General features: G+C 65.9%; 12 protein-coding genes. 11 read left to right on the top strand and 1 reads right to left on the bottom strand.

All coding sequences use genetic code 11. The features are described 5' to 3' along the window. The first annotated feature begins 91 nt into the window (after positions 1–91). From AC1RDJ_RS17935 to AC1RDJ_RS17925, 3 genes are all read left to right on the top strand, one after another. On the top strand, positions 92–2023 hold the full coding sequence (locus AC1RDJ_RS17935; protein ID WP_493028295.1) for an esterase/lipase family protein: 1932 nt from the start codon (positions 92–94) through the stop codon (positions 2021–2023). A gap of 28 nt (positions 2024–2051) precedes the next feature. Next, the gene (locus tag AC1RDJ_RS17930; RefSeq protein ID WP_493028294.1) at positions 2052–2285 is read left to right on the top strand and encodes a hypothetical protein; all 234 of its coding nucleotides are present in this window, start codon (positions 2052–2054) and stop codon (positions 2283–2285) included. 128 nt (positions 2286–2413) lie between these two features. Continuing rightward, on the top strand, positions 2414–3625 hold the full coding sequence (locus AC1RDJ_RS17925) for an MFS transporter (protein ID WP_493028293.1): 1212 nt from the start codon (positions 2414–2416) through the stop codon (positions 3623–3625). A gap of 42 nt (positions 3626–3667) precedes the next feature. Here AC1RDJ_RS17925 and AC1RDJ_RS17920 read toward each other — a convergent pair whose 3' ends face one another. Beyond that, positions 3668–4885, bottom strand: coding sequence for a YeeE/YedE family protein (locus AC1RDJ_RS17920; RefSeq protein ID WP_493028292.1), 1218 nt, complete (start codon positions 4883–4885; stop codon positions 3668–3670). A 151-nt stretch (positions 4886–5036) separates the two neighbouring features. Here AC1RDJ_RS17920 and AC1RDJ_RS17915 point away from each other — a divergent pair, with 151 nt between their 5' ends. The 8 genes from AC1RDJ_RS17915 (at position 5037) to AC1RDJ_RS17880 (ending at position 19269) form a co-directional block, all read left to right on the top strand. Continuing rightward, positions 5037–5384, top strand: coding sequence for a hypothetical protein (locus AC1RDJ_RS17915; protein ID WP_083411687.1), 348 nt, complete (start codon positions 5037–5039; stop codon positions 5382–5384). A 111-nt stretch (positions 5385–5495) separates the two neighbouring features. Next, a complete protein-coding gene (locus AC1RDJ_RS17910; RefSeq protein WP_493028291.1) occupies positions 5496–6974 on the top strand; it encodes a sodium:solute symporter in 1479 nt (492 codons plus the stop codon). A 63-nt stretch (positions 6975–7037) separates the two neighbouring features. Next, positions 7038–8912 carry a signal peptide peptidase SppA gene (gene sppA / locus AC1RDJ_RS17905; RefSeq protein ID WP_493028290.1) on the top strand — a complete coding sequence of 625 codons (1875 nt, stop codon included), beginning with the start codon at positions 7038–7040 and terminating at the stop codon, positions 8910–8912. Between the two features lie 196 nt (positions 8913–9108). After that, a complete protein-coding gene (locus AC1RDJ_RS17900; RefSeq protein WP_493028289.1) occupies positions 9109–9648 on the top strand; it encodes a GNAT family N-acetyltransferase in 540 nt (179 codons plus the stop codon). Between the two features lie 453 nt (positions 9649–10101). After that, positions 10102–11475 carry an efflux RND transporter periplasmic adaptor subunit gene (locus AC1RDJ_RS17895; protein WP_493028288.1) on the top strand — a complete coding sequence of 458 codons (1374 nt, stop codon included), beginning with the start codon at positions 10102–10104 and terminating at the stop codon, positions 11473–11475. Next, positions 11472–14585: an efflux RND transporter permease subunit gene (locus AC1RDJ_RS17890; RefSeq protein WP_071322828.1), complete on the top strand. Its 3114-nt coding sequence runs from the start codon at positions 11472–11474 to the stop codon at positions 14583–14585. Before AC1RDJ_RS17895 ends, AC1RDJ_RS17890 begins: the two co-directional genes overlap by 4 nt. After that, a complete protein-coding gene (locus AC1RDJ_RS17885) occupies positions 14582–17833 on the top strand; it encodes an efflux RND transporter permease subunit (protein WP_493028287.1) in 3252 nt (1083 codons plus the stop codon). The genes AC1RDJ_RS17890 and AC1RDJ_RS17885 overlap by 4 nt, the downstream gene beginning before the upstream one ends. Beyond that, positions 17830–19269 carry an efflux transporter outer membrane subunit gene (locus AC1RDJ_RS17880; RefSeq protein WP_493028286.1) on the top strand — a complete coding sequence of 480 codons (1440 nt, stop codon included), beginning with the start codon at positions 17830–17832 and terminating at the stop codon, positions 19267–19269. The genes AC1RDJ_RS17885 and AC1RDJ_RS17880 overlap by 4 nt, the downstream gene beginning before the upstream one ends. Positions 19270–19375: the final 106 nt, after the last annotated feature.

The following is a 19375-nucleotide window of genomic DNA, read 5'->3' as shown; positions in this document are numbered from 1 at the left end:
GATTCAGCGCATACTGCGGCGATGGTTACTGAGGAGTGCGACGATGCGAGCAGCCATCGCCCCGCGCCGCCCGAGGTGGTGGACATCGATCGTGGCGGCATTGTTTGCCCTGCTGGCGGCATGCGACCAGCCGGCGGCCATGAACCGCGAGGATCCCGGCTGGGTAGACCGTGCCGATCCGCAGCACAGGATCGCGCTCGTGTTTGTACATGGCATCTTCGGCAGCACGCGCGGCACGTGGACAGGCGAAAATGGCGAAAGTTTTTTCCGCCTGCTGAAAAAGGATGCGCGGCTGGGGCCGCAAGTCGATACGTATGCCTTCGGTTTCAGCTCCAACATCATGTCCGGCGGTTCGCTCGATATCCGCGAAGCGGCCAACAAACTGCAAAGCTATCTGACCCCGGCTGGCGTGCTCGACTACCAAGCCATCGTGTTTGTCGGGCACAGCATGGGCGGGCTCGTCATCATGCGCTACCTGGCCAACAATCTGGACAAGCATCCGGAGCTGGCGGAAAAAGTGCCGCTGATTGTCCTGTTCAGTGCGCCGATGGAGGGGGCCCAGGTGGCGCAGCTGGCAACCCTGGTCTTAAAAAATCCCGCGCTGTCCAACATGCGGCCCGTGGACAGCAACGACATGCTCAAGCAGCTCAGCGACGACTGGGCCAGCCTCGCCGTCAAGCCGCGCGTCAGCTGCGCCTATGAGACGGCGAATGTGGGCGGCATGCGCATCGTGCCATGGGGCAGCGCCACCCGGGTGTGCATCGGGCGCCCGCTGGCGATCGACAATGCCGACCACATCACGCTCGTCAAGCCGGACCGGCCCACGCATCCCGCGTACATGTTCCTGTCCGGCGAGCTGATCGAACATGTGTTGCCGCTGCAATTGGGGGCGCGCCTGGAATTGCCCGATTTCCAGCGCGACAAGAACGTCTACACGTTTACCCTCGCCTCGCCCGAGGAAAATGCCCGGCTGATGAACACGGGACGGGGCAGGATGAAGTACTGGATCGCGGAGAAATCCAGCAAGGCACTGCTGGTGTCGCCGGGCGCCACGCCACAGCAGATCAATGGGCAATCCACCGAGCTGCTGACGGTGGCGCTGCGCGTGGATGCCGATCAAACTGCCTATGCCTTCACGCTGAAGAGCGACCTGCCTTCCGAGCAAAGGGTGCGCGTGCTCGTGCCCGACCTGCGCCAGCTGCGCGAAGGCCATCGGCGCAATGCCGTCAAGGTCGCGGCGGAACTGGCCGACTACCTGCGCGATGCAGCCAGGGCGGGCGAGCTTGCCGCCTTGCAGAACGATCCCGACCGTCTCAATGCGCAACTGGCGGCGGTGGCGCGCAAGGCGCTCGGCGAACAGATCAAGCGCCTGCCCAGCGCCGAGCAATGGCTGCTGACGGCGGACTTGCTGGCCGCCGCCAACCTGACCAAGGTCGCCTCCGCGGCCCTGGCGCAGAGCGCCGGCATCGATGCGTTTTACCAGCCGGCGGCGCAGGAGCTGCACGACAAGCTGCTGGCGCAGGGCCGCGCGGACGCGCTGCTGCGCGAGCGGGCGGAGGCATGGATCGAGCATGGCGGCGCCGGACCACCGCAAGACTTGGCGGGAGACCCCGCGCAGCCGGTACAGGCCAGGCCGGCCATTCCGGCGTGGCTGGATACGGAAGATTACCAGCGGGCTACGCGCCAGCTGGTGCAGGAAATGTCGGCCGTGGCCTCGCTGCGGCGCGACGCGGCCAGCCTTCAGGTGGCCACCATGAAAATGCCGCCCGATCTGGCGACGATGGTGCACAAACGGGCCGTGCTGGAGCAGTCTGTGCTGCCGGGTGACGCCATGACGCCGAAGCTGTTTACGCCGTCGGCCACGACCGGGCAGGCGTATCCGGTCAAGCCCGGTCTGCAAGGGTTGGACAGCACTTCGCGCGGCGTGGAGGTGAAAGCACGCGAGAAGCTGCAAAAGCCGGAGAAATTCGAGCAGTGGGAAAAGGCGAAGAGGCTGGAAAACAGGGATGGCAGGGAGCAATAGCGGAAGCCAGGCAATAATTCATGGAGGCATGGAAGGAGAAAATGCTGCGGAAATAGCCGAAATAGCCGAAATAGCGGAAATAGAGGAAATAGAGGAAATAGAGGAAATAGAGGAAACATCCGCAGAAACAGCTGCAAAAACAGCTGCAAAAACAGCTGCAAAAACAGCTGCCTGGCGCCCGCATGAGGGCGCCAGGCAGCGCGGCCATGCCGCTGGCGCTGCTGGACGGCGCTATGGATGGTGCCGGAGGCGCGATGGTTGATGTTCATATTGTTGACTCATGGGCAAATATCTTCTGTCCGGAGACGTATTTTTCGAAACAAAGAAAGCCCCGATACTGCAAGCCTTGCATTTGCATACCCTTTGCATGCACTTATATCGGAGTCTTTCATGCCCATTGCCTTGCTCGCGCTGACCCTCAGCGCATTTGCCATCGGAACCACCGAGTTTGTCATCGTCGGGCTCTTGCCCACCATCGCCGCGGACCTGGGCGTCAACTTGCCATCGGCCGGCTTGCTGGTCAGCCTGTACGCGCTGGGCGTCGCCGTGGGCGCGCCCGTCCTGACTGCCCTGACGGGCAAGATTCCCCGCAAGACCCTGCTGCTGTCGCTGATGGTCTTGTTTACCCTGGGAAATTTGCTGGCCTGGAAGTCGCCCGGCTATGAAACCCTGGTGGTGGCCCGCATCCTGACGGGGCTGGCGCACGGCGTGTTCTTCTCGATCGGCTCGACCATCGCCACTTCGCTGGTGCCGAAAGACAAGGCGGCCAGCGCCATCGCCATCATGTTTACGGGCTTGACCGTGGCCCTGGTGACGGGCGTGCCGCTCGGTACCTTTATCGGCCAGCATTTCGGCTGGCGCGAAACTTTCCTGGCCGTCTCGGCCCTGGGCCTGGTCGCCTTCGTCGGCAGCCTGCTGTATGTGCCATCCAATATCGCGCATAGCAAACCGGCGTCCCTGCTGCAGCAAGTGCAGGTGCTGGCCCAGCCCCGTCTGTTGCTGGTGTATGCGATGACGGCCGTCGGCTATGGCGGCTCCTTCATCGCCTTTACCTACCTGGCCCCCATCCTGCAGCAAGTGTCGGGCTTTGGCGCCGGCGCCGTGGGCGTGGTGATGCTCGTGTATGGCGTGTCCGTCGCCTTCGGCAATATCTGGGGTGGCAAGCTGGCCGACAAGCGGGGACCCGTCAGCGCCCTGAAACTGATCTTCGTGTTGCTGGCCGCCGTCTTGTTGCTGCTGACCTTCACGGCGCCGCACCCGGTTCTCGTGGTCATGACCGTGCTGTTGTGGGGCGCCGTGGCCTTCGGTAACGTGGCCGGCTTGCAAGTGTATGTCGTGCAGCAGGCTGAACACTTCACGCCGCGCGCCGTCGACGTGGCTTCCGGTTTGAACATCGCTGCCTTCAACCTGGGCATCGCCGGCGGCGCCTGGGGCGGCGGCCTGATCGTCGAACGCCTGGGCCTCGTGCATACGGGCTGGATAGGCGCACTGGTCGTGCTGGGCGCATTCGGCTTGACGGCCCTCAGTGGCCGCCTGGACCGCATCAATCCCATTCCCGTGCGCACCGGCGGCGAGAAATCGATCCATGCGGTAGGGCATTAACGATACGCGGGCCGGCCAGCGGACTGGCCCGCCGCGGCTGTTTCAGCAGCCGGTCGGCTTCACTCTTTCCACCTCCAGGCCGAACCATGGACGCAGGCGCGTGCCGACGACGTTGCCCAGGAAGGCGCAAACCAGCCACAGCCAGCCGTGCAGGCTGCCCGAGACGATGCCGCTGAAATACGCGCCGATATTGCAGCCATACGCGAGGCGCGCGCCATAGCCGAGCAGCAGGCCGCCGACCACGGCCGCGATAATCGAGCGCAGCGGGATGCGCCACACGGGCGCATAGCGGCCCGCCAGCGCCGCCGCCAGCATGGCGCCAAGCACGATGCCGATGTCCATCACCGAAGTCTTGTCTTGCGTCAGCGGCGCAGCCAGCGCGGCGGCGTTGGCCTTGGTGGACCAGTAGGCCCAGCTGGCCGTATCGATGCCGACCAGCGAAGCGGCCTTGGCGCCCCACAGCGCGAAGGCGGACGTCACGCCCCACGGCTTGCCCGACAACGCCAGGGTGGCGAAGTTCAGCACGACGAGCGCGACGGCCCCCGCCACCAGCGGCCACGGGCCGTGCAGCCACGGCGAGGCATGGGTCGGGCGCAGGGGCGTGGCGATCAGGCGGCCGTGGCGGCGTTTTTCAACGAACACCGTGATGGCGGCGATCAGCGCAAAGACTATCCAGTTCAGCGCCAGCGCGGGCGCCAGGCCCAGGGTCGTGACGACGGAGATGGGCTTGAGCTGCGGCAACGATGTCCAGAACGGCATGTGGGCGGTGCCGATCACCGAGCCGATGATGAAGGCGACCAGGGTGATGAGCATGCGCGTGCTGCCGCCGCCGACCGTGTACAGGGTGCCGGACGCGCAGCCGCCGCCCAGTTGCATGCCGATGCCGAAGATAAAGGCGCCCACGATGACGGACGTGCCGGCCGGCGAGACGAGGCCCGCGACGGGCGTGCCGAACAAGGTGCCGGCCGACAGCGCGGGAAAGAACAGCGCCACGCCGACGGCCAGCATCAGCATTTGCGCCCGCAGGCCGTCGCCGCGGCCATCGGCAATGAAGACGCGCCAGGCAGACGTGAAGCCGAACGCCGCGTGGTACAAGGTGACGCCGAGCAAGGCTCCCACCACGTACAGCGCGGACTGCGTGGCGCCCACCGTCTGCGCCAGATACCACGCGCCGAGCAGGATGAGCAACAGCGCAATGCCCAGCGGTTTCGGATTGATATCGGCGCGCAGGCGCAGGGTGGACGTGGCTGTATCGGACATGGGAGTGGGCGCACAGGGCGCAAGAGGGAGGGAAGCGCTATTCTCGCCCGTTTTATTGTTTTCTGCCAGCAAGTTACCTGCCGCCAGACGTTGCCATCCCTATTCTTTCTACTGGGCAAGATGCTAAAATTATAATTTAAGTGGAGCCGTCATGAAAAAGATGCATTTGCAGTTGCTGGGATTGATATTCGGTGTATCACTGAGCGGCGCGGCCTGCGCCGGTTATGCCATTGCCAAAATCAGTTCCATTCTGGTGTTCGAGGACGCGGACCTGGTATATGTGTATCCCGTGGGCGGCGTGGTGGACGCACCCGCCTGCCATGGTTCGAACGGTAACTATTTTTCCTTCTCCTTCAAGCGGCCGCGTGCCAAGGAATACTATGCAGGCTTGCTCATGGCATTTGCCTCGGGTAAGCCGGTGATGTTGCGCGGCAGCGGCACATGCAAGGATCAGCCGGTCGCGGAAACACTGCAGTTCTTCGAGATCCGCGACAACTAGGCGGCACGCGGGGGAGCGGCGGCAACCGGATCAGGACGCTGCCTGCGGCATGGCGGCGCGCCTTGCTGTATATTCTTGCCCCTGTCCAACCATGCCGCCAGCGCGTCGCCCATGTCTCCCGCCATCCTGTTTTCCGTCGTCCTCGCGTATTTCCTGATCCTGCTGGGCGTGGCGTGGCGCACCTCGCGCCATGCGACCAACGACAGCTTTTTTATCGGCAACAAGGACAGCAACTGGATGCTGGTGGCCTTCGGCATGGTGGGCACCACGCTGACCGGCGTCACCTTCATCAGCGTGCCCGGCGCCGTGGGGCGCGACGGCTTCGGCTATATCCAGCTGATGATAGGCTATGTGCTGGGCTACCTGGCCATCACGTTTATTTTGCTGCCGCTGTATTACCGGCTGCAGCTGACGTCGATCTACCGCTACCTGGAACTGCGCCTGGGCCGGCGTTCCTACCAGAGCGGGGCGGCGTTTTTCATCCTGTCGCGCCTGCTGGGCGCCACGGCGCGGCTGTATTTGGTGGTCAACATCCTGCAGGCGACCATCCTCGACAGCTTCGGCGTGCCGTTCTGGCTGACGGCGTGCGTCGTGCTGCTGCTGATCCTGCTGTACACGTATGAAGGCGGCGTGAAAACCATCGTCTGGACCGATACCCTGCAAACGGCGTGCATGCTGGCCGGCCTCGTCATCTGCAGCGTGTTCCTGCTGCGCGAGATGGACCTGTCCCTCATCGACAGCCTCGAGCGCATGCGCGCGCAGGGACTCACGCGCATCTTCACCGTCGACCCGGACAGTCCCGCCTATGTGTGGAAGCACATCATCGCCGGCATGTTCATCACGGTTGCCATGACGGGCATGGACCAGGAGATGATGCAAAAGAACATTTCCGTGCGGACCTTGCGCGACTCGCAAAAGAACATGCTCAGCCTGACCGTGGTGCTGACCGGCGTGCTGCTGCTGTTCCTCTTCCTCGGCGGCTTGCTGCACCTGTATGCGCCGCTGGCGGGCGTGACGGCCACGGGCGACAAGCTGTTCCCCGCCGTGGTGCTCGGACACTTTCCTGCCGTGGTGCAGCTGATCTTCTTCATCGCCCTCATTTCCGCGCTGTTTCCCAGCGTCGATGGGGCGCTGACGGCCCTCACGTCGACCTTCTGCATCGATATCCTCGGCGTGCAGCGGCGTGCCGAGCTGAGCCCGGCGGCGCAGATGCGCTGGCGCCGCCGCGTGCACCTGGGTTTTTCCGCGCTGTTTCTGATCCTGATCATGGCCTTCAAGTGGATGGACAGTCCCAGCATGATAGGCGTGATCCTCAAGCTGGCCAGCTACACCTATGGCCCTCTGCTGGGCCTGTTTGCCTTCGGCTTGCTGAGCCGGCGCGGCGTGCGCGACCGCTGGGTGCCGCTGGTGGCCGTGGCCGGTCCGCTGCTGTGTGCGCTGATCGAGCAAGAGCAGGCGCTGCTGTTTGCGCACTACCGTATCGGCCTGGAATTGCTGATCCTGAATGGTACCCTCGTGCTGGGCGGCCTGTTCCTCATTTCCACGCCGACGGGGCAGGGCGGCGAGGGCGCCGCACCCTTGTCAAAATAAGACGATTCCGGGCATTTTCAGTTATATTGGTTTCCTTTAGGTAAATAACCTCACGGAGCATCAATGTCACTCAACCCGTTCCCGCCGCTGCGCCGCGGTTTTGGCGCATTCTGGCGCGCGCTGGACGCCACGCGCCGCGCGGTCTTCAATCTGATTTTCCTGCTGATCGTCATCGCCATCCTGATCGCCATCTTCGGCGGCGGCGTCAAGCCCCTGCCCGAGAAAACCACGCTGGTGCTCGACCTGCAAGGCCCGCTGGTGGAGGAGACGCCGGGCGGCGTGCGCGAAGCGGTGCTGGCCAATGTCAGCGGCGAAGTCAAGAAAAGCGTGCAGCTGCGCGACGTGCTGGCCGTGCTCGACACGGCGGCCAAGGATGGCAATATCGGTTCCATGGTCATCCTGCTCGATGAATTGCAGGGCGGCGGCCTGGCTTCGCTGCGCGAAGTGGCGGCCGGCGTCGAGCGTTTCCGCGCCAGCGGCAAGAAAGTGACGGCCTGGGGTTCCAGCTATAACCAGCGCCAGTACCTGGTGGCGGCCAAGGCCGATGAAGTGTTCGTGCACCCGATGGGCGGCGTCATGCTCGAAGGCTTCGGCCGCTACCGCAATTACTACCGCGATGCGCTCGACAAGGTGGGCGTGACGGTCAACCTGCTGAAAGTGGGCACGTATAAAAGCGCGGCCGAACCCTTCATCGCCAACGGCCCGTCCGAAGCGGCGGCCGAAGCGGATCGCTACCTGAACAATGGCTTGTGGACCACCTACACGACGGACGTGGAAAAGGCGCGCAAGCTGCCGGCCGGCGCCATCATGCAGGCGATCGACGGGCTGCCTGCCTTGCTGACGGCCGCCGACGGCGACCTGGCCAAGGTCTCGCTGAACGCCAGGCTGGTCGACGGCTTGAAAACGCGCGATGAACTGCGCCAGTTCATGATGGCGCGCGGCGCGAAAAACACGGAAGGCACGAACTTCCGCCAGATCGCCTACAACGACTACCTGGCGCGCCTGCGTCCCGTGCATATCGGCGATGCCGTCGGCGTCGTCATCGCTTCCGGCGAAATCGGCGACGGCATCGCGCCGCCGGGCTCCATCGGCGGCCTGTCCACCTCGCGCCTGATCCGCCAGGCGCGCGAAGACAAGTCGATCAAGGCCGTCGTGCTGCGCGTCGATTCGCCGGGCGGCAGCGCCTTCGGCTCGGAACTGATACGCCGCGAACTGGAACTGACGCGCGCCGCCGGCAAGCCGGTGGTCGTCTCGATGGGCAACGTGGCCGCTTCGGGCGGCTACTGGATCAGCACCTCGTCCGATGAAGTGATCGCCGACGCGGCCACCATCACCGGTTCCATCGGCGTGTTCGCGATCTTGCCGACGGCTGACAAGGTGGTGGAAAAGCTGGGCATCCATACGGCCGGCTCGCCCACCACGTGGCTGGCCGACGCCGGCAACCCGTTGCGTCCGCTCGATCCGCGCTTCGCGCAAGTGATCCAGGGTTCGATCAACCACGTGTATGGCGACTTCCTGAACCTGGCCGCCAAGGCGCGCAAGACGACGCCGGAAAAGATCAATGAAGTGGCGCAGGGCCGCGTCTGGACGGGCTTGCAGGCGAAAGAGCGCAACCTGGTCGACCGCATCGGCAGCTATGGCGATGCGCTGGCATCGGCCGCCAAGCGCGCCAATCTGGGCGCCGACTACCGCGTGACCTATCTGGAGCAGGAAACGTCGAACGTGGATCGCCTGATCGGCATGTTCGGCTCCAAGGCCATGGCGTCGCTGGGACTGGGCGAGCACGTGAAACTGGGCCTGGCCACGAGCGGCTTGCCGGCCGACGCGGCGCTGGGGATGGCGCAGGACCTGAGCTGGCTGTCAGGCATCACGCGCGAGCGCAAGCCGTTCATGGCCCTGACGCACTGCCTGTGCGAAGTGCCACTCGGCAGTAAATAACACCTGACCAAATCGACTGCGCTCGATGATTTGCGGCCTGCGATGCTCACTGTGTTCAAGCACAGCTCCGCTTCTCGGTCACAACTCATCTTCGCTCGCTACGATTTTGTCAGGCGTTACACGGCAATATAGATGACATACCCAAGCCGGCTTCGCCCGGCTTGTTTCATATCAGGAGCAAGGCATGGCAAGCGAGATGAGCGGACAAACTGCGCCGGCAATTACCATCCGGCCCTGCGCGAAGGGCGATGAGCAGGCGCTGGCGCTGGTCGGGCAATCGACCTTCCTCGAGGCCTTCGCCGGCATTCTCGATGGCGCCGACGTCATCGCCCACTGCGCGCGCCAGCATGACGCGCAGCTGTACCGCGACTGGCTGGCGCTGCCGGCCATGCGGCTGTGGCTGGCCGAAGCCATGCCGGGCGGCGCGCCCGTCGGTTACCTGGTCCTCAGTCCGGCCAGCCTGCCGGTGGCCGATCCGCATCCGCGCGACCTGGAAATCAAGCGCATCTACCTGCTGCACCGTTTCCAGGGCCAGCGCGTAGGCCAGCGCCTGATGCAGGCGGCACTGGAACAGGCGCGCGCCGGCGGGGCGGGGCGGGTGCTGCTGGGGGTGTACGCGGAAAACCACGATGCGCTGGCATTTTATGTGCGCTGCGGCTTTGCGCAGGTGGGACGGCGCACCTTCCGCGTGGGCCGCACCGACTATCAGGACGTCATCCTCGGCATGACGCTGTAGGGCGCCGCTGTCAATCCAGGTAAAGCGGTGCGGGCGCCCGCGGCCGCTTGAAGCGCCGCCTGGCCCCCGGTCAAGCGGATCGGCGGGAGATTTGTAGCGAGTTTGTATCTGCATGCCAGTCGCGCGCGGCGCGCCGGCACCGTGGCGCCCACCCCCGCAAGCCTGATTTTTCCATCGTTCCCCATAGAGGGCAGGCAGGTCGCCGGCACGCGTGGCCTGGCCGCGTGCGTGCCGTCGTGTGGAATTGTTTCAAGTGGAAATGAAACAGATACATGACTATGCTAGAGTCGTTTCACGATGGGGAGCGATGTTTTTTCAGCTGATTTTCAGCTCTTGACTCCCTGTGGCTTTGTAACGATACCAACCCCGAAAAACGGTCGTCCGGCCTGAGTGTGTCCCACCTCGGCCGGCGCCACAGACTCGCCGTGCCAGCGGCCTATACAAGGATAAGCGATGGATTCGCAGACAGCACCCAATACCCCGCGGCGCAGCCGCCGTTCGAAAATCGTCGGCAGCGTCATCGCGCTGGCAGTGATGGCCGCGCTGGGCGGCGGTGCCTGGTATCTGACCCATACGGGCGTCAGCGCGCAGCCAGGCGCCGGCGGCCCTGGCGGGCCAGGCGGACCCGGTGGGCGCCGCGGCGCGCCATCGACCACGGTCGGCGTGGCCACGGCCGTGAAGTCGGACCTGCCCGTGGTGCTCGATGCGCTGGGCACGGTGACGGCGGCATCGACCGTGACGGTGCGCCCCCAGGTGTCGGGCATCCTGAAGGAGCTGAAATTCAAGGAAGGCGGCATGGTCAAGGCGGGCCAGGTGGTGGCGCAGATCGACCCGGCGCAGTTCGAAATGGCGCTGATGCAGGCCACGGGCCAGCGCCAGCGCGACGAGGCGCAGCTGGAAAATGCGCGCCTGACCCTGAAGCGCTATCAAACCCTGCTGGGCCAGGATTCCATCGCGCGCCAGGACGTCGATACGCAGGCGGCCCTGGTCAAGCAGCTGGAAGGCACCGTCATGACGGACCGCGCGGCCGAAGGCACGGCCCGGCTGAACCTCGGCTACACCAAGGTGGTGTCGCCGATCAGCGGCCGCGCCGGCCTGAAAGTGGTCGATATCGGCAACCTGGTGAGCACCGGCGACACGGGCGGCGTGGTGGTGGTGACGCAGCTCTCGCCCATCGACGTGGAATTCTCCGTGCCGCAGGATAAGGTGCAGACCATCCAGGAACGCCTGAATGGCGGCTCGGCCCTGGCCGCGCTGGCGCTGGACCGCACGCGCACGCATACGCTGGACCAGGGCAGCCTGACGGCGCTCGACAACCAGGTCGACGTGCAGACGGGCACCGTGCGCGCCAAGGCCCGCTACACCAACGAGAAGATGGCGCTGTTCCCCAGCCAGTTCGTCAACGTGCGCCTGGAGCTGGGCAATATCACGGGCGCCGTGCTGGTGCCCGTCACGGCTCTGCGCCACAGCAACAACGGCGACTTCGTGTATGTGCTGAAAGCCGACAAGACGGTCACCGTGCGCATGGTCACGCGCGGCCAGGCCACCACCGACATGGTGGAAATCCGCGCCGGCCTGGAGGCGGGCGAACAGGTCATCACGGAAGGCGCCGACCGCCTGAAGGAAGGCGCGAAAGTCATGCTGGCCGGCGACAAGCCAGCCGCCGGCGGCGCGGGCGCCGGCGGTGCAAACGGCGAACGCCGCCACCGCCGCCAGCACGCTGACGGCGTGGCCAGCGCACCGGCCGCCTCGGCCCCGGCTGCCGCCGCGGCCAGCGCGCCAGCTGCCGTGCCAGCCACGGCGCCAGCGAAGGGCGCCGCGCAATGAGTCCATCGACGCCCTTCATCCAGCGCCCCGTCGCCACGGCGCTGCTGATGCTGGCCATCGTGCTGGCGGGGCTGGTCGGCTTCAAGTTCCTGCCGCTGGCCGCCTTGCCGCAGGTGGACTTCCCCACCATCCAGGTGCAGACCCTGTATCCGGGCGCCAGCCCGGAAGTCATGGGGCAGACCGTGACGGCGCCGCTGGAGCGCCAGTTCGGCCAGATGTCGGGCTTGCAGCGCATGAGTTCCACCAGCGCGGCCGGCGTTTCCATCATCACCCTGCAATTCACGCTGGGCCAGACCCTGGACGTCGCCGAGCAGGAAGTGCAGGCCGCCATCAACGCGGGCGGTTCCTTGCTGCCCACCGACTTGCCGGCGCCGCCCGTGTACGCGAAGATCAATCCGGCCGACGCGCCCGTGCTGACCTTGGCCATCACGTCGGACACGATGCCGCTGACGCAGGTGCAGAACATCGTCAACACGCGCCTGGCGCTGAAGATCAGCCAGGTCAACGGCGTGGGCCTGGTGTCGCTGTCCGGCGGCCAGCGTCCCGCCGTGCGCATCCAGGGCGACACCAAATTGCTGGCCTCGTACGGCCTCGGTCTCGACAGCCTGCGCACGGCCATCGCGGCGGCCAACGTCAACAGCGCGAAGGGCAGTTTCGACGGCCCCACGCGCTCGTTCACCATCAACGCCAACGACCAGCTGGTGACGGCGGAAGACTACAAGCGCCTGATCATCACCTATAAAAACGGCGCGCCGGTGCGCCTGTCCGACGTCGCCAACGTCGTCGACAGCGCGGAAAACACGCGCCTGGGCGCCTGGTCGGGCAAGCAGCCGGCCATCATCCTGAACGTGCAGCGCCAGCCCGGCGCCAACGTCATCAAGACGGTCGACGCCATCAAGGCCCTGCTGCCGGACCTGCAGGCCAGCCTGCCGGCGGCCATGAAGCTCGACGTGCTGAGCGACCGCACGACGGGTATCCGCGCCTCGGTCGAACACGTGGAAATGGAGCTGCTGCTGTCCGTGCTGCTGGTGGTGCTGGTGATCTTCGCCTTCCTGCACAGCCTGCGCGCCACGGTGATCGCCAGCCTGTCCGTGCCGATTTCGCTGATCGGCGCCTGCGGCGTCATGTATCTGCTCGGCTACAGCCTGAACAACCTGTCGCTGATGGCGCTGACGATCGCCACCGGCTTCGTCGTCGACGACGCCATCGTCATGATCGAAAACATCGCCCGCTACATCGAGGAGGGCGAAACGCCGATGGCTGCCGCCCTGAAGGGCGCCTCGCAGATCGGCTTTACCATCATCTCGCTGACGGTGTCGCTGATCGCCGTGCTCATTCCGCTGCTGTTCATGGGCGATGTCGTGGGCCGGCTGTTCCGCGAATTTGCCATGACCCTGGCCATCACCATCCTCATTTCCGCCGTGGTGTCCCTGACCCTGGTGCCGATGATGTCGGCGCGCTGGCTGAAAAGCCACGCCGATGAAAAGGTCAGCGCCACGGGGCAGCGCATCCAGGCTTTCCTCGACCGTGTCATCCATCAGTATGACCATGCGCTGGTGTGGGTGCTGAAGCGCCAGGGCCTGACCCTGCTCGTGGCCCTGGCCACCTTGCTGCTGACGGTGATCCTGTACGTCACGATTCCGAAAGGCCTGTTTCCCACGCAGGACACGGGGCAGTTGCAGGCGCGCCTGGAAACCTCGCAAGCCGTCTCGTACGAGCGCATGGCCGTGCTGCAGCAGGCGGCCGCCAGCGCGTTGCTGGAAGACCCCGATGTCGACACCCTGAGCTCCCTCGTCGGCGTCGATGCGGCCAACAATACCATGCTGCACACGGGTAGCATGCTGATCAATCTCAAGCGCTCGCGCAGCGACAGCCAGGAAGACATCATGGAACGCCTGCGCGGCCGCGTGGCCAGGGTGGCCGGCGTGACCCTGTACCTGCAGCCGACGCAGGACCTGACCATCGATGCGGAATCGGGTCCGACGCAGTACCGCGTCTCGCTCGAAGGCGCCGACACGGCCACCGTCACCGAGTGGGCCGGCAAGCTGGCGGCCCGCATGCGCGAAAAATCGCAGCTGCGCAACGTCGTCACGGACGCGGGCGCCACGGGCGCCGCCGTCAGCGTGGCGATCGACCGCGACAGCGCCGCGCGCATGTCGATCACCACGGCAACCGTCGACGACGCGCTGTACAACGCCTTCGGCCAGCGCATCATTTCGACGATTTTCACGGAAACCAACCAGTACCGCGTCATCCTCGAAGCACAGCCCGGCATCGTCACCACGCCGTCCGACCTGTCGGACCTGCAGGTGCGCACGGGCTCCGGCAAGTCGACGCCGCTGTCCGCGTTCGCCAGCGTCAGCGAAAAACAGGCGCCGCTGCAGATCACGCACGTGGCGCAATACCCGGCCACCACGCTGGGCTTCGACACCACACACGGCGTGGCGCTGGGCAGCGCCGTCGACGCCATCCGCCAGGCGGCGAAGGATATCGCCTTGCCGCCGTCGGTGACGCTGACCTTCCTCGGCGCGGCCGGCGCGTATGAAAATTCGCTGTCGAACCAGCTGTGGCTCATTCTGGCCGCCGTCGTCTGCGTCTACATCGTGCTGGGCGTGCTGTATGAAAGCTACATCCACCCGCTGACGATCCTGTCGACCCTGCCGTCGGCCGGCGTGGGCGCCTTACTGGCGCTGATGCTGTCGGGGCAGGACCTGGGCGTGATCGGCATCATCGGCATCATCCTCCTGATCGGCATCGTCAAGAAGAACGCCATCATGATGATCGACTTCGCCATCGAGGCCGAACGCGACGAGGGCAAGAGCCCGCAGGAAGCCATCCACCAGGCGGCCCTGCTGCGCTTCCGTCCGATTCTGATGACGACGCTGGCGGCGCTGTTCGCGGCCGTGCCGCTGATGCTGGGCTGGGGCGAGGGCGCCGAGTTGCGCCGTCCGCTGGGCCTGGCCATCTTCGGCGGCCTGATCGTCAGCCAGGTGCTGACCCTGTTTACCACGCCCGTCATCTACCTGGCCTTTGACCGCCTGGGCCAGCGCTTCGCGCCGAAGACGCGCGGCGTGAACCTGGACAAGCCGGGTGCGGGGAGCGCCGCGTGAACCTGTCCGAACCGTTCGTCAAGCGCCCCATCGCCACCGTGCTGCTGACCATCGGCATCGCGCTGGCGGGCGTCGGCGCCTTCTTCGTGCTGCCCGTCTCGCCGCTGCCGCAAGTCGATTATCCGACCATCTCCGTCAGCGCCAGCCTGCCCGGCGCCAGTCCGGCCACCATGGCCACCTCGGTGGCCACGCCGCTGGAGCGGCGCCTGGGCGTCATTTCCGGCGTGAACGAGATGACGTCGTCCTCGGGCACGGGTTCGACGCGCATCAATTTGCAGTTCGACCTGAACCGCAAGATCGATTCGGCCGCGCGCGAAGTGCAGGCGGCGATTGCCGCCTCGCGCGTGGACTTGCCGGCCACCCTGCGCAGCAACCCCACCTACCGCAAGGCCAATCCGTCCGACGCGCCCGTGATCATCCTGGCGCTGACGTCGAAGACGCGCACGCCGGGCCAGATCTACGATGCCGTCTCGAACCTGGTGCAGCAGAAAGTGGCGCAAGTGAAGGGCGTGGGCGACGTGGAACTGGGCGGCGGCTCGCTGCCGGCCGTGCGCGTGGAACTGCTGCCTTACCAGCTCAATCACTATGCCGTGTCGATGGAAGACGTGCGCGCGGCCATCCAGGCCAGCAACGCCAACCGGCCGAAGGGGGCGATCTCCGGCGACGAGCGCAGCCTGCAGATTTACTCGGGCGCCAACACGGCTTCGGGCGGGCGCAGCGCGGCCGACTACCGCAGCCTGGTGGTGGCCTGGCGCGACGGCGCCGCCATCCGCCTCGACGACGTGGCCGAAGTGGTCGACGGCGTGGAAAACACGAATACCCTGGGCCTGTTCAACGGCGACCCCGCCGTCATCGTGCTGATCACGCGCCAGCCCGGCGCGAACGTCATCGCCACCGTCGATGGCGTGCGCGCGCTGCTGCCGCAACTGCAGGCGCAGCTGCCCGGCGACATCAAGCTGCAGGTGGCGTCCGACAGCACCAATTCCATCCGCTCCTCGCTGCACGAGATCGAATTCACGCTGATCCTGTCCATCGTGCTCGTCGTGCTGGTGGTCAGCGCCTTCCTGCGCAGCGTGCGCGCCACCATCATCCCCGCCGTCGCCACCATCGTCTCGCTGCTGGGCACCTTCGGCGTGATGTACATGCTGGGCTTCAGCCTGAATAACCTTTCCCTGATGGCGCTCACGGTGGCCACCGGCTTTGTCGTCGATGATGCCATCGTGGTGCTGGAAAACACGCAGCGCCACATCGAGGCCGGCATGGACCGCTTCAAGGCGGCCCTGCTGGGCGCGCGCGAGGTGGGCTTCACGGTGCTGTCGATCAGCCTGTCGCTGGTGGCCGTCTTCATCCCGCTGCTGTTCATGGGCGGGCAGGTGGGACGGCTGTTCCGCGAATTTGCCGTGACCCTGTCGGCCGCCGTCATGATTTCGCTGGTGATCTCGCTCACCACGACGCCGATGATGTGCGCCTGGCTGCTGAAAAGCGGCCAGCAGCACAAGCCGCCCGGCGCCGTGGCGCGCTGGTTCGAGCGCGGCTTCGAGCGCATGCTGAACGTCTATGAGCACTGCCTGGACTGGGCCCTGTCCAGCGCCGCGCTGGTGATGACCATCCTCGTGTTCGTCGTCGGCCTGAACGTGTACCTGTTCGCGGCCGCGCCGAAAGGCTTCTTCCCGCAGCAGGACACGGGCCAGATCAATGGCGGCATGCGCGCCGACCAGAGCATCTCGTTCCAGGCCATGCAGGGCAAGCTGCGCCAGCTGGTCAACATCATCAAGGACGATCCCGCCGTCGCCACCGTCGTGGGCTTCACGGGCGGCGGACGGGCGGGCGGCGGCTTCATGTTCATCGATTTGAAACCGGCGTCGCAGCGCACGGACAAGGGCCAGGCCGTGATCGCCCGTCTGCGTCCGCAGCTGGCCAAGGTGACGGGCATTTCGCTGTTCCTCAACCCCGTGCAGGATCTGCGCATGGGCGGGCGCTCGAGCAATTCCACCTATCAGTACACCCTGATCAGCGACAACCAGGCGGACCTGAAGAAATGGGCGGCGAAACTGGCCGACCAGATGAAGCTGCAGCCGGCCCTGATCGACGTCGACACGGACCAGGCGGAAAACGGCGTGGAAACCTTCGTCACCATCGACAAGGACCGCGCCACGCAGCTGGGCGTGCAAGTCAGGGATATCGACAATGCGCTGTACAACAGCTTCGGCCAGCGCCAGGTGGCGACCATCTACGATGAGCTGAACCAGTACCATGTGATCATGGAAGTGGCGCCGCGCTATGCGCAAAGCCCGGAAGCGCTGCGCTCCGTCTACGTGCCGGCCTCGAATGCGGCCGCCGCTGCCGCCAGTACTACCGCTACGGCCACGGCCACCGCCACCGCGACGGCAAGCGCGGCGACGTCCAACACGACGGCGGCCCGCGACCCGTCCAGCGGCTCGGCCCTGTCCACCACGCTGGCGCACATGGTGCCGCTGTCGTCGTTCAGCAGCTTCGCGGAAAGCTCGACGGCGACGTCGATCAACCACCAGGGCGGCGAACTGGCGACCACCGTGTCGTTCAACCTGGCAGACGGCTATCCGCTCAGCGACGGCCAGGCGGCCGTGGCCCAGGCGGAGTCGGAAATCGGCATGCCGGTCAACGTGCGCGGCAGCTTCCAGGGTTCGGCGAAGAGCGCGCAGGACAGCAACAAGGAGCAGCCGCTCTTGATCCTGGCGGCCATCGTGGTGATCTACATCGTGCTGGGCATCCTGTACGAAAGCCTGATCCACCCCGTCACCGTGCTGTCGACCCTGCCCTCGGCGGGCGTGGGCGCCGTGCTGGCGCTGCTGCTGTTCCGCATGGAATTTTCCATCATAGCCCTGATCGGCGTGTTCCTATTGATCGGTATCGTGAAGAAAAATGCTATATTGATCATCGACTTCGCGCTGGAGGCCGAGCGTTCGCGCGGCCTGACAGCGGTGGAAGCGGTGCGCGAGGCATGTTTGCTGCGTTTCCGCCCCATCCTGATGACCACCCTGGCGGCGGCGCTTGGCGCCTTGCCGCTGGCGATCGGTTTCGGCGAGGGGTCAGAGCTACGCCAGCCCTTGGGGGTCGCCATCATCGGCGGCCTGATTGCCAGCCAGTTACTCACATTGCTGACCACCCCGGTGGTCTACATCCTGCTCGACAAGCTGCGCACGCGCAGCGCCGACGAGCAGCAATTGAGCCGCATTCCTGGGCCAGATAACCCGAGCACACAATCATGAAGCAAGTAAAACCTATCCAGTCCGCCGTTCCCGCACGCCTGCGCCGGCATGTCCTGTCGCTGGCCACCGCGGCCGCCTTCGTCCTGCTGGCCGGCTGCGCCGTCAGCCCCGCGTATGACGTGCCGACGGCCGCCGCGCCGCAGGCGTTCAAGGAGGCGGCCGGCTGGCAGCCCGCCGTGCCGGCCGATACCCTCGAGCGCGGCCCATGGTGGACCCTGTTCGGCGACGCGCAACTGAACCGGCTGGCCGACAGCATCGAAGTGTCGAACCAGAACGTCGCGGAAGCCATCGCCGCGTACGAGCAGGCGCGCGCGCTGGTGCGCGAACAGCGCGCGTCGCTATTCCCGACCGTGAATCTGACGGGCAGCGGCGCCCGCTCGGGTGGCGGCGGCGAGCAGCAGACGAACAACAACTTCAAGGCCGCCATCGGCGCGTCGTGGGAACCGGACGTGTGGGGCAAGCTGCGCGCCGGCGTAACGGGGGCGGACGCCAGCGCCGCCGCCAGCGCGGCGGACCTGGCCGCGGCGCGCCTGTCGGCGCAGGGCGAGCTGGCCACCAATTATTTTTCGCTGCGCCAGAGCGATGCGCAGATCGCGCTGCTCAATGCCACCATCGACGGCTACAAGCGCGTGCTCGACATCACCAGCAACCGCTTCAATTCCGGCATCGCCGCCAAGTCCGACCTGCTGCAGGCGCAGACGCAGCTGGCCAATGCGCAGATCGACCTGTCGAGCCAGACGCGTCAGCGCGCCCAGCTCGAACACGCGATCGCCATCCTCTTGGGCCGCGCCCCATCGGACTGCAGCCTGGCCGTGGCGCCGTGGACCCTGACCGTGCCCGACGTGCCGCTGGGCGTGCCGTCGACCCTGCTGCAGCGCCGTCCCGACATCGCCGCCGCCGAGCGCCGCGTGGCCGTGGCCAACGAGCAGATCGGCATCGCCCGTTCCGCCTACTACCCGAGCCTGAACCTGACGGGTTCCTACGGCTCGGGCGCCAGCAAGGTGGGCGACCTGTTCAATGCATCGAGCAGCCTGTGGTCGCTGGGCGTGTCGGCCGCGCAGACGCTGTTCAACGCGGGCGCCACGACGGCCAGCGTGGACGCGGCCAGGGCCGGCCACGAGGCGGCCGTGGCGCGCTACCGCCAGACGGTGCTGGCCGCCTTTGGCGCCGTGGAAGACCAGCTGTCGGCCACGCGCGCGCTGGCCGAGCAGCTGGCCTTGCGCCAGCAGGCGTCGGCGGCCGCCGACCAGGTGGAACAGCAGATGCTGAACCGCTACAACGCGGGCCAGGTCGGCTATACGGACGTGGTGACGGCGCAGGTGACGGCCCTGTCGGCGCGCCGTTCCCTGGTGCAGGCACAGGCGGATCGCCAGACGACGGCCGTGGCCCTGATCCAGTCGCTCGGCGGCGGCTGGCATACGCCGCAGGCGCAGTAAACGGCGAGGGCGCGCAGGGTGCAAGCCCGGCGCCAATTTCGGGGATTTCGGCGCGGCTTGAGTGCTAGAATGCAAGATTATCAATTGCCAGCCCCGCAGTCTTGCC

The sequence above is a fragment of the Janthinobacterium sp. GW822-FHT07H10 genome (assembly GCF_058798675.1).
Note: the sequence above shows the minus strand (reverse complement) of the source record. Positions and strands in the feature narration are given on the sequence as shown.

What these genes read in the sequence shown, in the direction of transcription:
- AC1RDJ_RS17930 (WP_493028294.1), top strand. Translation starts at nt 2,052, where the DNA reads ATGGAAGGAGAAAATGCTGCGGAAATAGCCGAAATAGCCGAAATAGCG.
- AC1RDJ_RS17925 (WP_493028293.1), top strand. Translation starts at nt 2,414, where the DNA reads ATGCCCATTGCCTTGCTCGCGCTGACCCTCAGCGCATTTGCCATCGGA.
- AC1RDJ_RS17920 (WP_493028292.1), bottom strand. Translation starts at nt 4,885, where the DNA reads ATGTCCGATACAGCCACGTCCACCCTGCGCCTGCGCGCCGATATCAAT.
- AC1RDJ_RS17915 (WP_083411687.1), top strand. Translation starts at nt 5,037, where the DNA reads ATGAAAAAGATGCATTTGCAGTTGCTGGGATTGATATTCGGTGTATCA.
- AC1RDJ_RS17910 (WP_493028291.1), top strand. Translation starts at nt 5,496, where the DNA reads ATGTCTCCCGCCATCCTGTTTTCCGTCGTCCTCGCGTATTTCCTGATC.
- sppA (WP_493028290.1), top strand. Translation starts at nt 7,038, where the DNA reads ATGTCACTCAACCCGTTCCCGCCGCTGCGCCGCGGTTTTGGCGCATTC.
- AC1RDJ_RS17900 (WP_493028289.1), top strand. Translation starts at nt 9,109, where the DNA reads ATGAGCGGACAAACTGCGCCGGCAATTACCATCCGGCCCTGCGCGAAG.
- AC1RDJ_RS17895 (WP_493028288.1), top strand. Translation starts at nt 10,102, where the DNA reads ATGGATTCGCAGACAGCACCCAATACCCCGCGGCGCAGCCGCCGTTCG.
- AC1RDJ_RS17890 (WP_071322828.1), top strand. Translation starts at nt 11,472, where the DNA reads ATGAGTCCATCGACGCCCTTCATCCAGCGCCCCGTCGCCACGGCGCTG.
- AC1RDJ_RS17880 (WP_493028286.1), top strand. Translation starts at nt 17,830, where the DNA reads ATGAAGCAAGTAAAACCTATCCAGTCCGCCGTTCCCGCACGCCTGCGC.